A 13,553-nucleotide genomic window follows, 5' to 3' on the forward strand; every position below is an offset into this window, starting at 1 on the left:
CCTATGTCCGTTCAGCCTGAGCGAAGTCGAAGGCCAAGGGAATCCCGCCCCCACAAGGAACCTTCGCCCCTCCCACCCTTTAGCTCCCCATGCGCTGGCTTCGATCGCTCGACATTCCGGCCGAATGGCTGTGGCTCCAAAACGTAACAATCATTGCGGTCGCGATCCTGGTCGCCGTGCTGGTGCATAGCATCGCGATGCGGATCGCCGGGCACGCCGCGCGGCGGACGGCCAGCCAGAGCGACGATCTGGTCCTGGCCCATATCCGTCAGCCCCTGCGCTGGGTCGCGATCGCCATCGCGGTCAGCTTCGCGATGCGTCTCGTTCCGATGTCGAGCGACGGGCGTGAAATCTGGCGGCAGGCCTTGGGTTTCTGTGTGCCCGCCCTGCTCGGCTGGCTGGCGGTATCCGCGCTGCGCGCGCTTCAGGGCGTGGTCTATCTGCGCGCGGATATCAGCGTCGAGGACAATCTCCGCGCCCGGCGAAAGCGGACGCGGGCGGAGATATTGGGGCGGATCGGCATCTTCCTGATCGTGTTCCTGACCGTCTGCCTGATGCTGCTCAGCGTGCCGGGCATCCGCACCATCGGCGTCACGCTGATGGCCTCGGCGGGTATCGCAGGGTTGGTCGTCGGTGCCGCCGCGCAGCCTGCGCTCAAGAACCTGATCGCGGGCGTGCAGATGGCCTTTACCGAGCCGATCCGCCTCGACGATGTGGTCATCATCGACAATGAATGGGGGCGGATCGAGCAGATCCACCTGACCTTCGTCGTGGTCCGCATCTGGGACGAGCGGCGGCTGGTCGTGCCCGTCGCCAAGTTCCTGGAGAACAGCTTCCAGAACTGGACGCGCGAGACCAGCCAGTTGCTGGGATCGGTCTTCTGGTATCTCGATCCGGCGGCAGACATTCCACGCCTGCGCGAGAAGATGGGTCAGCTGGTCGAGGCCAGCCCGCGCTGGGACCGGCGGTTCTTCAACATGCAGGTGACGGATGTGAAGCCGGACTCGATCGAGGTGCGCGGCCTGATGACCGCGCGCGATGCCGCGATCGCGTTCGATCTGCGCTGTGAGATTCGGGAAGGGTTGCTGGACTATATCCGGCGCGAGATGCCGGAGGCCTTGCCCCGGCGACGGCTGGAGCACCATCCGCAAATTCCTCCCGTGCAAGGGGAAGTGGCAGGGCGTCAGCCCTGACGGAGGGGTGTCACGCTATCGAGAGGGGGACACCCCTCCGACGCGCTATGCGCGCCACCTCCCCTTAAAGGGGAGGAATTTTTAGGATGCCGCCGCCTCGATCGCCTTGGCTTCTTCCTTCACCCCATCCCCGCGCAGCGCGGCGAGGAAAAGTTCGCACCACCAGAACACGTCCTCGCGCCGGACATTGTCGATCAGGCTTTCCCAGCGCCGGATACGCTCGGCGCGCGGCATGGCCAGCGCCTGGACGATCGCGTCGGACATTTCCTCGGCGCTGTACGGGTTGATGAGCACCGCGTCCTTCAGCTGCTCGGCGGCACCGGCGAAGCGCGACAGGATCAGCACGCCGGGGTCTTCCGGGTCCTGCGCCGCGACATATTCCTTGGCAACCAGGTTCATCCCGTCGCGCAAAGGCGTGACCAGCCCGATCCGCGCCGCGCGGTAGATGCCCGCCAGCACCGGCCGGGGAAAGCCCTTGTTGACGTAGCGGATCGGTACCCAGTCGATATCGGCATATTCGCCGTTGATCCGCCCCGACAGCGAATCGAGATTGGCGCGAATCTCCTGATAGGTATTCACCTTCTCGCGGCTGGGCGGTGCGATCTGAAGCATATAGACCAGCGCCCGCCGTTCCGGATTCTGTGCCAGGAAGCGCTCGTAACCCAGGAAACGCTCGGCCAGTCCCTTGGAATAATCCAGCCGGTCGACGCCGACGATCAGGCTGCGCCCCGTGGCCGACATATACATGCGCTCGCGCGCGAAACGGGCATCATGGCCGTTCGCGGCGTCCTCGAACTCCCGGGTCTCGATGCCGATCGGCGCGCGGATCGCCTGGATCGTCTTGCCGTTCCACGTCACTTCGCCATTCTCGCCGAGCGTCCCGCCCAGTTCCTTGGTCACATAGTCACGGAAGCTGTCCAGCCAGTCCTCGGTATGGAAACCCACCACGTCATAGGCGAACAGCGACTCGACCAGTTTGCGATGGCTGGGCAGCGACATCAGCAGCCGTACCGGCGGCCACGGGATGTGGAGGAAAAAGCCCATCCGGTTCTTGAACCCCCGCTTGCGCAGGTCGCGGCCCAGCGGGATCAGATGATAGTCATGCACCCAGACCAGATCGTCCGGCTCGATCAGCGGCTGCACCGTTTCGGCGAAGCGATCGTTGACGCGGGCATAGCCGGAATCGAAATCACGCTCGAACTCGGTCAGGTCGATCCGGTAGTGGAAGAGCGGCCAGAGCGTCCGGTTGGCGTAACCGTTATAATATTCGTCGATATCCTGCTCTTCCAGGTCGATGGTGGCAGTCGTCACGCCGCCGCCCTGCTGGAAGTTGATATGGCCGCTGAACTGGTCGGTGGTTTCCCCCGACCAGCCGAACCAGATGCCGCCCTGTTCGCGCAAGGCGGCGAGGAGTGCGACCGCCAGCCCGCCCTGATTTCCGCCCGGCCCGGTGGTGGGCGGCTGGACCCGGTTCGAGATGACGATCAGGCGACTCATCGCACGGCACTCCATGGTTTACTCAGCAGGACGGCGCAGTTGATCAGGCCGACCAGCGAATAGGTTTGCGGATAATTCCCCCACAGCTCGCCCGTATTCGGGTCGATATCCTCGGACAGAAGCCCGGCGGGGGTGCAGCGCGCCACCATCTCCTCGAACAGCGCGCGGGCGTCCTCATGACGCCCGGTGACATACAACGCTTCGATCAGCCAAAAAGTGCAGACATTGAAGGCGGTATGCGGCAGGCCGAAGTCATCCTCGGTCGCATAGCGCAGCATGTGGCTGCCCCGGCGTAGTCCCTTTTCGACCGCATCCAGCGTCGAGCGGAAGCGGGGATCGTCGGGCGACAGGAAGCGCAGGTCGAGCAGCTGGATGATGCTGGCGTCCAGATCGTCGCCGCCGAAGGTCGCCGACATGCGCTGCGTTTCCTCGCGCCACGCCGATTGCTCGATCGTCTCGCGCATCAGGTCAGCCCGCTCCTGCCAGAAGGCGCGGCGTTCCTCCAGGCCCAGCGCCTGCGCGGCGTTGGCGAGGCGGTCGCACGCCGCCCAGCACATGGCGGCGGAATAGGTATGGACGTGGCTCTTGGTGCGCAGTTCCCACAGCCCCGCGTCCGGCTGGTCGTATTTGGCCCAGGCCCGTTCGCCGACGCGCTCCAGCGAGTGGAAGTCCTCGACGCCCGACATGCGGAACAGGCGGGTGTCGAAGAACGCCTGCACGTCGGACAGCACGATCTGGCCGTACGCATCGTGCTGGATCTGCTCATAGGCCTGGTTGCCGATGCGCACCGGTCCCATCGCGCGATAGCCGGGGAGCTTGGTCTCGATCCGCTCGACCAGGGTCGCTTCGCCACCGACGCCGTAAAGCGGCTGGATATGTCCGCCGCGCGCGGCATCGACGATATTGCGGAGATATTCCAGATACCCCTCCAGCACGTCTAGCGCACCCAATCGGTTGAGCGCCTGTACCGTGTAATAGGCGTCGCGAATCCAGCAGTAGCGATAGTCCCAGTTGCGCCCCGAATCGGCATGTTCGGGCAGCGAGGTCGTCAGCGCGGCGACGATCGCGCCGGTTTCCTCATGCTGGCACAGCTTCAGCGTGATCGCGGCGCGGATGACCACCGCCTGCCACTCGACGGGGGTGGCGAGACCGCGCACCCAGTGATGCCATTCATGGGTGGTGCGCTCCAGCATGGCGCGGCTCGCCTCGCTGAGCACGCCTGCAAAGCTCTCGTCCGGGCCGAGGAACATGTGGATCGGGCGTTCGAGGCGGAACCATTGTTCGGCGGCGATATGGCCGACCGGTGCGTCGGTGGTCAGGCGCAGCGTCTGCTGGGTCATCAGATAGCGGATATGGTTGGACCCCTGGGTCCGCTCGGTCGGATTGCCCCAGTCGGTGGCCACGCGGAGCGCGATGCGAATACGCGGAGAGCCGATCGGCCGGACGATCCGCACATAGCTGGTCGGGCGGTAGACGCGGCCCTCACGCGAGAAGCGCGGGCAGAAATCGGTGATCTCGATGCCGTTGCCCCGGTCGTCCATATGCGTGGTGACCAGGATCGGCGTGTTGCGCAGATAGCCTTGCGTGGTCGAGACCCGGTCCTCCAGGTCGATCGCCCAATAGCCGGTCTCCGGCTCGCCATCGCCGAGCAATGCGCAAAAGGCCGGGTCGCCATCGACGCGCGGCACACAGCCCCAGACGAAGCGGCCTGCCGAATCGACCAGCGCGGAAACCTGGCAATTGCCGATCGGCCAGAGGTTCATGTCCTGTTGCATTACTTGGCATTCTCCAGCGCTTGGGCGAGCCATATATGGACGGCGGCGACATCGGGCAGGCGGTAACGGGCGGCGGTCTGACGCATCGGGCCGACCAGCACACCCGCGCCGCCCAGCGCGGCGGCGGCGGCGAAGCCGTCCTCGTCGGTCACGTCGTCGCCGAAGAAGATCGGGACCGTGCCCTGCATCGCGGGGGCCTGCATCAGCGTCTCGATCGCCCGGCCTTTGTCGCCGGGCAGGCGGATCTCGACCATCATCTTGCCGGGTTGCAAGGTCAGGCCGTGACGCTCGGCGATGGCGGTGGCTTCGCGGATCGCGAGCGGTTCGGCTTGCGGATTGCGGCGATAATGGAGGCCCGCACCGAAGCTCTTGGTTTCGAAATACAGGTCGTTGGCCTCGGCGACGGCGCGCATTTCGTCGGTCGCGGTGGCAAGATGGTCGGGCTTGTCGGGCTGGACATGGCCGTCCTCCGGCGAGCGGCGTTCGGCGCCGTGACTCCCAGCGAGGGTGAAATGCTCGGCTTGGGGGCCGAACAGCGCGTCGAGCTGTGCGATCGAACGGCCGCTGACGATGGCGAGACGGCCCGGCATATGTGCGGCCAGCGCGTCCAGCCGGTCGGCGAGCTCGGTGCTGACATGCACCCCCTCCGGGTTGTCGGCGAGGTCGACCAGCGTGCCGTCGAAGTCGAGGAACAGGCTGTCGGTGGCGGACAGGCGGGGCGGGGGCGGGGCAAGGTCGGCCAGCATGGGCGAAAGCATAGCGGATGCGGACATGCCAAGTGAACCCATCCCCGCCGCTGGCGTTCCGCTGCGCTGCCGAAATGATTACGGAAGGGGGGGCGCCGGGAGAACAAGCAGGTTCCATCGCTGGAGTCTGGGCGCACCCCCTCCCGCAAGCGGGAGGGGGATGGGGGAGGGGCCTTTCCACGGGCGACGTCGCTTGTGGCTTTTCCCTCCCCCGGCCCAGTTTCAGGTAAACGATGCCCCGCATCGTTTAGGTCATGCCGGGGGCATGACCGACCTGAAACTCGCTTGCGGGAGGGGAGAAGAAGGGGGCTGGCGGTGTGGATCAATTCCGGCGCTTGCCGCTTGGCACACCCCCTCCCGCAGGCGGGAGGGGGATGGGGGGAGGGTCGTTCCCACGGGCGACATCGCTTGTGACTTTCCCTCCCCCAACCCCTCCCGCCTGCGGGAGGGGAGTAAGAAGAAAAAAGGGCTGGCGATCGCTCGCCAGCCCCTCTTTTCCGAACCTTGGATACAGGCCTTAGTACACCCGCTTCTTCGGCTTGATATACTCGATATCGTCGGTCAGCGTGTAATCATGCACCGGGCGATAGTCGATCTCGACCCCGCCGCCCTGGCCGCCCCATCCGTCGAAGGTCGCGACGGTGTGCTTCATCCAGTTGGCGTCGTCGCGATCGGGGAAGTCCTCGTTCACATGCGCGCCGCGGCTTTCCTTGCGGTTCAGCGCCGATTCCATCGTCACGACCGCCTGGCTGATCAGATTGTCCAGCTCCAGCGTCTCGACCAGATCGGTGTTCCAGATCAGCGAGCGATCCTTGATGCCGATGTCCTTCATCCGGTCATAGGTGGCGCGGATCATCTGGCGGCCTTCGGTCAGCAGCTCGTCGGTACGGAACACGGCGCAGTGGCGCTGCATCGTCTTCTGCATCTCGCTGCGCACCGAGGCGGTGGTCGAGCTGCCGGCGGCGTTGCGGAAGTGGTCCAGGCGGCCCAGCGCCAGCTCTTCCGAACCGGCGGGCAGCGGCGCATGCGGCGTGCCGGGCTTCAGCGTGTCCTTGATGCGCAGGCCGGTCGCACGGCCGAACACGACGAGGTCGATCAGCGAGTTGGAGCCCAGGCGGTTCGCGCCGTGCACCGATACGCAGGCCGCTTCGCCGACCGCGAACAGGCCGGGGACGACCGAATCCGGGTTGCCGTCCTTCAGGCGGACGACTTCGCCGTGATAGTTGGTCGGAATGCCGCCCATATTATAGTGGACGGTCGGCGTGACGGGCAGCGGCTGGCGGGTCAGGTCGACACCGGCGAAGATCTTGCCGGTCTCGGTGATGCCGGGCAGGCGCTCGGCCAGGACCTTCGGGTCGATATGATCGAGATGGAGGTAGATATGATCCCCCTCCTTGCCGACGCCGCGCCCTTCGCGGATTTCCATCGCCATCGAACGCGACACGACGTCGCGGCTGGCGAGATCCTTGGCCGACGGCGCATAGCGCTCCATGAAGCGCTCGCCCTCGGAGTTGGTCAGGTAGCCGCCTTCGCCACGCGCACCCTCGGTGATGAGGACGCCCGCGCCGTAGATGCCGGTCGGGTGGAACTGCACGAACTCCATGTCCTGGAGCGGCAGGCCTGCGCGCAGCACCATGCCGCCGCCGTCACCCGTGCAGGTGTGCGCCGAGGTGGCCGAGAAATAGCAGCGGCCATAGCCGCCGGTCGCCAGCACGACGTTATGCGCGCGGAACCGGTGGATCGAGCCGTCTTCCATGCACAGCGCGATGACGCCGCGGCAATTGCCCTGATCGTCCATGATCAGGTCGAGCGCGAAATATTCGATGAAGAAGTCCGCGTCATACTTCAGCGACTGCTGGTACAGCGCGTGCAGCATGGCGTGGCCGGTACGGTCGGCGGCGGCGCAGGTGCGCTGCGCAGGCGGACCCTCGCCCATATTCTGCATCATGCCGCCGAAGGGGCGCTGATAGATCTTGCCCTCTTCGGTGCGGCTGAACGGCACGCCCGCATGCTCCAGCTCGTACACGGCGGCGGGCGCCTCGCGGCACAGATATTCGATCGCGTCCTGGTCGCCCAGCCAGTCCGACCCCTTGACGGTGTCGTACATGTGCCAGGTCCAGTGGTCCGGACCCATGTTGCCCAGCGAGGCGGCGATGCCGCCCTGCGCGGCAACGGTATGGCTGCGCGTCGGGAACACCTTGGTGATGCAGGCGGTCTTCAGACCCGCCTCGGCGATACCCATGGTGGCGCGCAGGCCCGAGCCGCCCGCACCCACGACGACGGCGTCATAGGTGTGGTCGATGATCTTGTAGGCGGCAGCGGACATCAGGCAGCGGCTCCGAAGGCGATCTTGAGGATCGAGAAGATGGCGACGGCGGCGATCGTGAAGACGAACAGGTTCATGACGACGAGCATCGCGACCCGGTTCTGGTCCTGCTCGTAATCCTCGATCACGACCTGGAGGCCGAGGCGCATGTGATAGAAGACCGAGGCGACCAGCATCACCATCGGGATGGCGGCCCAGGGATTGGCCAGCCACAGCCGCATCGCGGCATAGTCGTAGGAAGGCTGACGCAGGATCGAGATCAGCAGCCAGACGACCAGCAGGAAGTTCGATCCCGCCGTCAGGCGCTGGTTCAGCCAGTGATGGGTGCCCGACTTGGCCGAGCCCAGGCCGCGCACGCGGCCGATCGCGGTTCCGGAACGCATCACTTGATCCCCAGATAGAGCCAGAAGGCCACCGTCATTACGACGGCGAAGATGATGGTGGCTTGCGCCTGCAGCTTGTTCGACTTCAGCTCGAAGCCCGCCCCCACATCCATGAACAGGTGGCGGATGCCGTTGGCCATGTGCTGGAACAGCGAGGCGGTCAGGCCGATGCCGACCACATAGCCCAGGATGTTCAGCTTGCCCGACGATACGGTGAAGACGTCGCGGAACGTCGCATAGCTTTCGGGACCGGCAGCGATAGCCGCCAGGAACCAGACGAGAAGCGCCGCGCCCACGGTCGCCATGCCCGTGCCGGTGGCACGATGCAGAATGGAGACCAGCATGTTGGGACCCCATTTCCAGATCTGGAGGTGCGGGGAGAGCGGGCGTGCGGTGTTGCGGGCGGCCAAGGGCAGATCCTCGAACAGTCTAAAGTCGGGCTGGTTTGCGGATACGCCTATGGTGAAGACGTCGTCAGGATGCAAGCCGCGAGGCGAGATTCGTGCCCTGAGGCGATGGGAACGGCAGGAGGCGAACGCGGCTAACCCGCCCTTAACGCTTTGCGCGGCACAGTCGGCGCGATCACGTTCCGATTGCCTGAAAGCGGAAGCCGATATGCCCGAGCGGGAAAATAATGTTGCCAGGACCGATCTGCCGCCGCCCACCGAGATTACCGCGGGGATCGATCTCGACGCGCGGGTTCGTGCCTTCGACGGAGGCGACGGCTCGCTGACGCGCCTCGCCGCCGATCTCTGGCCTGCCATCGAGGCGCGCGCTGATGAGGTGACCGAGGCGTATTGGAATCACTGGCGCCTTGCCAATCCGGGGGAGCCCGACTGGACCAAGCTGGACCGCGAGCGGCAGCTGACGGCAGGGCGCGCCTATCTGCGCAACCGCTTTTGCAATCTGTCGGGACGCGACTGGGTCGAGTCGCTGGGGCGTTCGGTCGCCTCGGCCTATGGCGCCGGGGTGCCGCCGATGGATGTGCTGGCCATGTCCTGCGCCAGCGACCGGGCGGCGTTGAAGGTGCTGCTGCAAGAGGTGCCCCTCGACGACCCGCGCCGCGAGGTGATGATCGACACGCTGCTCCGCCTGTTCGGCATGGAGACCGAGCTGACCGTCGAGCTATTCGCGGGCTTTGCCGACTGGAGCGCCGAGCGCGAGCGCGAGCGGCTGGCGGGGGACTTCCGCAACGGCATCGCCGCGGTGGTGGAAAATGCGTCGGTCGAGGGGCAGGATCTGCGACGCCAGGCGCAGGAGGCGTCGATGTCGACGCGCGGGATGCTGGGCAAGTCGAGCGAAGTCGCCGCCGCCGCCGAACAGTCGGCCGTCGCGATGCGCGAGGCGGCACAGACCGCCGCCGGGCTGATCCGCGCGATCGAGGATGCCCGGACCGAGGTCGACCAGGCTGCCGATGTTGCCAACCGCGCCGCCGATCAGGCAGGGCAGGCGGTCGGCATGTCGGAGATGTTGTCCGACCATGCCAAGTCGATCGAATCGATCCTGGGCCTGATCCGCGACATCGCCGGGCAGACCAACCTCCTTGCGCTCAACGCCACCATCGAGGCGGCGCGCGCGGGCGATGCGGGCCGGGGCTTCGCGGTCGTCGCGCAGGAGGTGAAGAGCCTCGCCAGCCAGACCGCGCGCGCCACCGACGACATCGCCACCAAGATCGCCGCGATCCAGGCCGCGACCCGCTCGACGGTCGAGACCAACGCCTCGATCAAGGCCACGGTCCATGAGGTGCAGGTCTCGGCCGAGCGCATCCGCCACGCCATGGAGGCGCAGGCTCAGACCGTCACCGCGATCACGGCGGCGGTCGACGAAACCGCTTTGGCCGCCGACTCGATGTCGCACACCATCGCCGCGATCCGCCAGGATACCGAGCATGTCGCGCAGGAGATCGACCGGGTCGGGCGCGGCTTCGACCATCTCGATACGCAGCTGGGCGACCTGAAGACTAGCGCCAGCCAGTTCGTCGCGCGAGTCGCGGCCTGATCCCTGATCCTCCCCGGTCACGGGGAGGTGGCAGGGCGTAGCCCTGACGGAGGGGGGCTTCCTCAACGGGTACCCCTAGCGGCACGCCCCCTCCACCACCGCTTCGCGGCGGTTCCCCTCCCCGTGCCGGGGAGGATCGATCCAGCTGGTTGACGCATCGGCCCTCGCCCGGCACGGCAGGGGCATGACGACGATATTGGTAACGGGCAGCAGCCGAGGCATCGGCGCAGCCATCGCATCGAGCCTGGGCGACCTGCCCGACACGCGGGTCCTGGGCCATGCCACACGCACCGGCATCGCGACGGACCTGTCGGAGGAGGGCGCCGCCGCGCGGCTCTGGGCCGCCGCGCTGGCCGAAGCGGGCGGCGCGATCGACATCCTTGTCAACAATGCCGGGATTTTCGAGGCCAGCCCGCTCGACGCCGATGACTGGTCGGACAGCTGGGCGCGGACCATGCAGATCAACCTGACCGCCTCGGCCGAGCTGTGCCGCCTGGCCGTGCTGCACTGGCAGGGGCGGGGCGTCGGGGGCCGCATCGTCAACATCGCCAGTCGCGCCGCCTATCGCGGCGACTCGCCCGCCCACTGGCATTATGCCGCGTCCAAGGGCGGTATGGTCGCGATGACCAAGACCATCGCGCGGGGCTATGCCGCGCAAGGAATCCTGGCCTTCGCCGTTTGCCCCGGCTTCACCATGACCGGCATGGCGGACGATTATCTGGCCAGCCGGGGCGGCGACAAGCTGCTCGCCGACATTCCGCTGGGCCGGGTCGCCAGCCCTGAGGAAGTCGCCACAACCGTCCGTTTCCTGTGCATCGACGCACCCCCTTCGATGACCGGCGCGGTCCTCGACTTGAATGGAGCCAGCTATGTCCGCTGACAGCTGGAAGCTGACCCTGCCCTGCACCCGCGACGAGGCGGAGGCGATCGACGCCGCCGACGACCTGGCGATCGAGGCGGTTATCATGACCACCGAGGAGGTGGAGGACGATCGCGAGCATTGGCGACTCGACGCCTATTTCGAGGCCGAGCCAGATGCCGCCACCATCGAAGCGATCCGCGCGCTGGTGCCGAGCGCGGGCGACCATCCCGCCACGGTCGAGCATCTGGCGGCGCAGGACTGGGTGACGATGAGCCAGGCGGGGCTGGCGCCGCTCTCGGTCGGGCGCTTCTTCGTCCACACCGGCGACGAGGCGGTGCCGGAGGGCTTGCGCGGTTTCCATATCCCGGCGGGCCGGGCATTCGGCACCGGGCATCACGAGACCACCAGCGGTTGCCTCGCGATGCTCGACGGGATGGCTTCGCAGACGGTTGGGAACGCCATCGATGTCGGCACCGGCACCGGCCTGCTCGCCTTTGCGGCGCGGCATCTCTGGCCCGAGGCCAAGGTCGTCGCGACCGATATCGACCCCATCGCGATCGACGTGACCGCCGAGAATGCGGCGATCAACGGCGTGGACGGCGTCGAGCTGATCGTCGCCGATGGGGCGCTGGCCGACCCGATCATGGCGGGCGCGCCCTATGATCTGGTCATTGCCAATATCCTGGCCGGTCCGCTGATCTCCATGGCGCCCGAACTGGCGGCGATCGCGGGATCGGGGGCGACTCTGGTGCTGGCGGGCCTGCTGGAGACGCAGCGCGCCGATGTGGTCGCCGCCTATGAGGCGTGCGGTTGTGCGCTGGAGACGGTCGACCGGCGCGGCGACTGGAGCGTGTTGCGGTTGCGGGCGGGAGCGGAGCGATTCGTGCCGAACGCGCCTTTCGATCCCAAGGGGCGGAACGGCTGGGCGTTGGATATCTGACCTTCTTTACTCCCCTCCCGCAGGCGAGTTTCAGGTCGGTCATGCCCCCGGCATGACCTAAACGATGCGGGGCATCGTTTACCTGAAACTGGGCTGGGGGAGGGCAAGGCCACGAGCGATGGTCTCGGTGAGACTCCCAACCCTCCCCCCAACCCCCTCCCGCCTGCGGGAGGGGGAGCTTAGTTCACCCTCCTTCCCCTTACGAAAACGGAAATCCCCGCGATTGCCATCCCCTACGCCAGTCGGGCATAAGCCCCGGCAAAGACGTAAGGAGAGGTCATGGCATCGACGATGGTCGAACTGGAACGCCGCCGCGAAGGCGCGCGGGCCGGTGGTGGCGAAAAGCGCGTCGCCGCGCAGCACGCCAAGGGCAAGCTGACCGCGCGCGAGCGGCTCGATGTGCTGCTGGACGAGGGCAGCTTCGAGGAACTCGACATGTTCGTCGAGCATAACTGCACCGACTTCGGCATGACCGAACAGGTCATCCCCGGCGACGGCGTCGTGACCGGCTCGGGCACGATCAACGGGCGGCTGGTCTTCGTCTTCAGCCAGGACTTCACCGTCTTCGGCGGCTCGCTCTCCGAGCGCCATGCGCAGAAGATCTGCAAGATCATGGACATGGCGATGAAGGTCGGCGCGCCCGTCATCGGCCTGAACGACAGCGGTGGTGCGCGCATCCAGGAGGGCGTGGCTAGCCTCGGCGGTTATGCCGAGGTGTTCCAGCGCAACGTGCTGGCATCGGGCGTGGTGCCGCAGCTCAGCCTCATCATGGGCCCTTGCGCGGGTGGCGCGGTCTACAGCCCGGCGATGACCGACTTCATCTTCATGGTGAAGGATTCGAGCTATATGTTCGTCACCGGACCCGATGTGGTGAAGACGGTGACGAACGAGGTCGTCACCCAGGAAGCGCTCGGCGGCGCGGTGACGCACACGACGAAGACCGGGGTCGCCGACGTCGCGTTCGAGGACGATATCGAGGCGCTGCTGGCGGCGCGCGACTTCATCGACTTCCTGCCCGCCAACAATCGCGAAGGCGTGCCCGAGCGGCCGACCGCCGACGCCTGGGACCGTATCGAGGAAAGCCTCGACACGCTGATCCCGGCCAGCGCCAACCAGCCCTATGACATGCACGAGCTGATCGCCAAGGTCGTCGACGAGGGCGATTTCTTCGAGGTGCAGCCCGCCCACGGCGCCAACATCATCACCGGTTTCGGCCGGATCGAGGGGCGGACGGTCGGTTTCGTCGCCAACCAGCCGATGGTGCTGGCGGGCGTGCTCGACATCAATGCCAGCCGCAAGGCGGCGCGCTTCGTGCGCTTCTGCGACGCGTTCGAGATTCCGATCGTGACCTTCGTCGACGTACCCGGCTTCCTGCCCGGTACCGCCCAAGAGCATAACGGCATCATCAAGCATGGCGCCAAGCTGCTCTTCGCCTATGCCGAGGCGACGGTGCCGAAGATTACGGTCATCACCCGCAAGGCTTACGGCGGCGCGTACGACGTGATGGCGTCCAAGCATCTGCGCGGCGACCTCAACTATGCCTGGCCGACCGCCGAAATCGCAGTGATGGGCGCCAAGGGCGCGGTCGAGATCATCTTCCGCGGCAAGACGCCGGAGGAAATCGCCGAGCGCACGGCCGAATATGAGGCACGCTTCGCCAACCCGTTCGTGGCGGCCAGCAAGGGCTTTGTCGACGAGGTGATCCAGCCGCACTCGACCCGCCGCCGTATCGCCTTGGGTCTGCGCAAGCTGCGCAACAAGGACCTCGCGAACCCGTGGAAGAAGCATGACAATCTGCCGCTCTGAGCTGGTCGCGGGCGGGGGAGCCCTCCC

General features: G+C 66.4%; 11 protein-coding genes. 5 read left to right on the forward strand and 6 right to left on the reverse strand.

Annotated elements, in window-relative coordinates; all coding sequences use genetic code 11:
• Positions 1-89: 89 nt before the first annotated feature.
• Entirely contained in the window at positions 90-1,193 is a 1,104-nt protein-coding gene (locus tag KV697_RS15655; RefSeq protein WP_219018977.1) for a mechanosensitive ion channel family protein, read from the forward strand.
• Positions 1,194-1,274: 81 nt separating this feature from the next.
• Here the strand turns inward: KV697_RS15655 and KV697_RS15660 are convergent, their stop codons facing one another.
• From KV697_RS15660 to sdhC, 6 genes are all read right to left on the reverse strand, one after another.
• Complete coding sequence (locus KV697_RS15660) at positions 1,275-2,690, reverse strand: alpha,alpha-trehalose-phosphate synthase (UDP-forming) (RefSeq protein WP_219018978.1); 1,416 nt, start codon at positions 2,688-2,690, stop codon at positions 1,275-1,277.
• Entirely contained in the window at positions 2,687-4,453 is a 1,767-nt protein-coding gene (locus tag KV697_RS15665) for a glycoside hydrolase family 15 protein (protein WP_374011372.1), read from the reverse strand. Before KV697_RS15665 ends, KV697_RS15660 begins: the two co-directional genes overlap by 4 nt.
• Before the next feature lie 11 nt (positions 4,454-4,464).
• Positions 4,465-5,238: a trehalose-phosphatase gene (gene otsB, locus KV697_RS15670; protein ID WP_219018980.1), complete on the reverse strand. Its 774-nt coding sequence runs from the start codon at positions 5,236-5,238 to the stop codon at positions 4,465-4,467.
• A gap of 490 nt (positions 5,239-5,728) precedes the next feature.
• The gene (sdhA, locus tag KV697_RS15675; protein WP_056433568.1) at positions 5,729-7,537 is read right to left on the reverse strand and encodes a succinate dehydrogenase flavoprotein subunit; all 1,809 of its coding nucleotides are present in this window, start codon (positions 7,535-7,537) and stop codon (positions 5,729-5,731) included.
• Positions 7,537-7,920 (reverse strand): succinate dehydrogenase, hydrophobic membrane anchor protein, encoded by a 384-nt coding sequence (gene sdhD / locus KV697_RS15680; RefSeq protein ID WP_219018981.1) that lies wholly within the window; start codon positions 7,918-7,920, stop codon positions 7,537-7,539. Before sdhD ends, sdhA begins: the two co-directional genes overlap by 1 nt.
• Positions 7,920-8,405, reverse strand: a complete 486-nt coding sequence (gene sdhC / locus KV697_RS15685) for a succinate dehydrogenase, cytochrome b556 subunit (RefSeq protein WP_306822656.1) — start codon at positions 8,403-8,405, stop codon at positions 7,920-7,922. Before sdhC ends, sdhD begins: the two co-directional genes overlap by 1 nt.
• A 130-nt stretch (positions 8,406-8,535) precedes the next feature.
• Between sdhC and KV697_RS15690 the strand changes: the two genes are divergently transcribed.
• The 4 genes from KV697_RS15690 to KV697_RS15705 all read left to right on the forward strand — a co-directional run bounded on the left by KV697_RS15690 (position 8,536) and on the right by KV697_RS15705 (position 13,526).
• Entirely contained in the window at positions 8,536-9,918 is a 1,383-nt protein-coding gene (locus tag KV697_RS15690; protein WP_219018982.1) for a methyl-accepting chemotaxis protein, read from the forward strand.
• A 184-nt stretch (positions 9,919-10,102) separates the two neighbouring features.
• Positions 10,103-10,798 (forward strand): SDR family NAD(P)-dependent oxidoreductase, encoded by a 696-nt coding sequence (locus KV697_RS15695; RefSeq protein ID WP_219018983.1) that lies wholly within the window; start codon positions 10,103-10,105, stop codon positions 10,796-10,798.
• Entirely contained in the window at positions 10,788-11,720 is a 933-nt protein-coding gene (locus KV697_RS15700; RefSeq protein WP_219018984.1) for a 50S ribosomal protein L11 methyltransferase, read from the forward strand. The genes KV697_RS15695 and KV697_RS15700 overlap by 11 nt, the downstream gene beginning before the upstream one ends.
• A gap of 279 nt (positions 11,721-11,999) precedes the next feature.
• Positions 12,000-13,526, forward strand: a complete 1,527-nt coding sequence (locus KV697_RS15705) for an acyl-CoA carboxylase subunit beta (protein WP_219018985.1) — start codon at positions 12,000-12,002, stop codon at positions 13,524-13,526.
• The last annotated feature ends 27 nt before the right edge of the window (positions 13,527-13,553 follow it).

It is taken from the genome of Sphingomonas sanguinis (genome assembly GCF_019297835.1).
GTDB classification, from domain to species: domain Bacteria; phylum Pseudomonadota; class Alphaproteobacteria; order Sphingomonadales; family Sphingomonadaceae; genus Sphingomonas; species Sphingomonas sanguinis_D.

Coding starts and splice junctions, on each gene's coding strand:
- KV697_RS15660 (WP_219018978.1), bottom strand. CDS start 2,690: ATGAGTCGCCTGATCGTCATCTCGAACCGGGTCCAGCCGCCCACCACC.
- sdhD (WP_219018981.1), bottom strand. CDS start 7,920: ATGCGTTCCGGAACCGCGATCGGCCGCGTGCGCGGCCTGGGCTCGGCC.
- KV697_RS15690 (WP_219018982.1), top strand. CDS start 8,536: ATGCCCGAGCGGGAAAATAATGTTGCCAGGACCGATCTGCCGCCGCCC.
- sdhA (WP_056433568.1), bottom strand. CDS start 7,537: ATGTCCGCTGCCGCCTACAAGATCATCGACCACACCTATGACGCCGTC.
- KV697_RS15700 (WP_219018984.1), top strand. CDS start 10,788: ATGTCCGCTGACAGCTGGAAGCTGACCCTGCCCTGCACCCGCGACGAG.
- KV697_RS15705 (WP_219018985.1), top strand. CDS start 12,000: ATGGCATCGACGATGGTCGAACTGGAACGCCGCCGCGAAGGCGCGCGG.
- KV697_RS15655 (WP_219018977.1), top strand. CDS start 90: ATGCGCTGGCTTCGATCGCTCGACATTCCGGCCGAATGGCTGTGGCTC.
- KV697_RS15695 (WP_219018983.1), top strand. CDS start 10,103: ATGACGACGATATTGGTAACGGGCAGCAGCCGAGGCATCGGCGCAGCC.
- otsB (WP_219018980.1), bottom strand. CDS start 5,238: ATGTCCGCATCCGCTATGCTTTCGCCCATGCTGGCCGACCTTGCCCCG.
- KV697_RS15665 (WP_374011372.1), bottom strand. CDS start 4,453: ATGAACCTCTGGCCGATCGGCAATTGCCAGGTTTCCGCGCTGGTCGAT.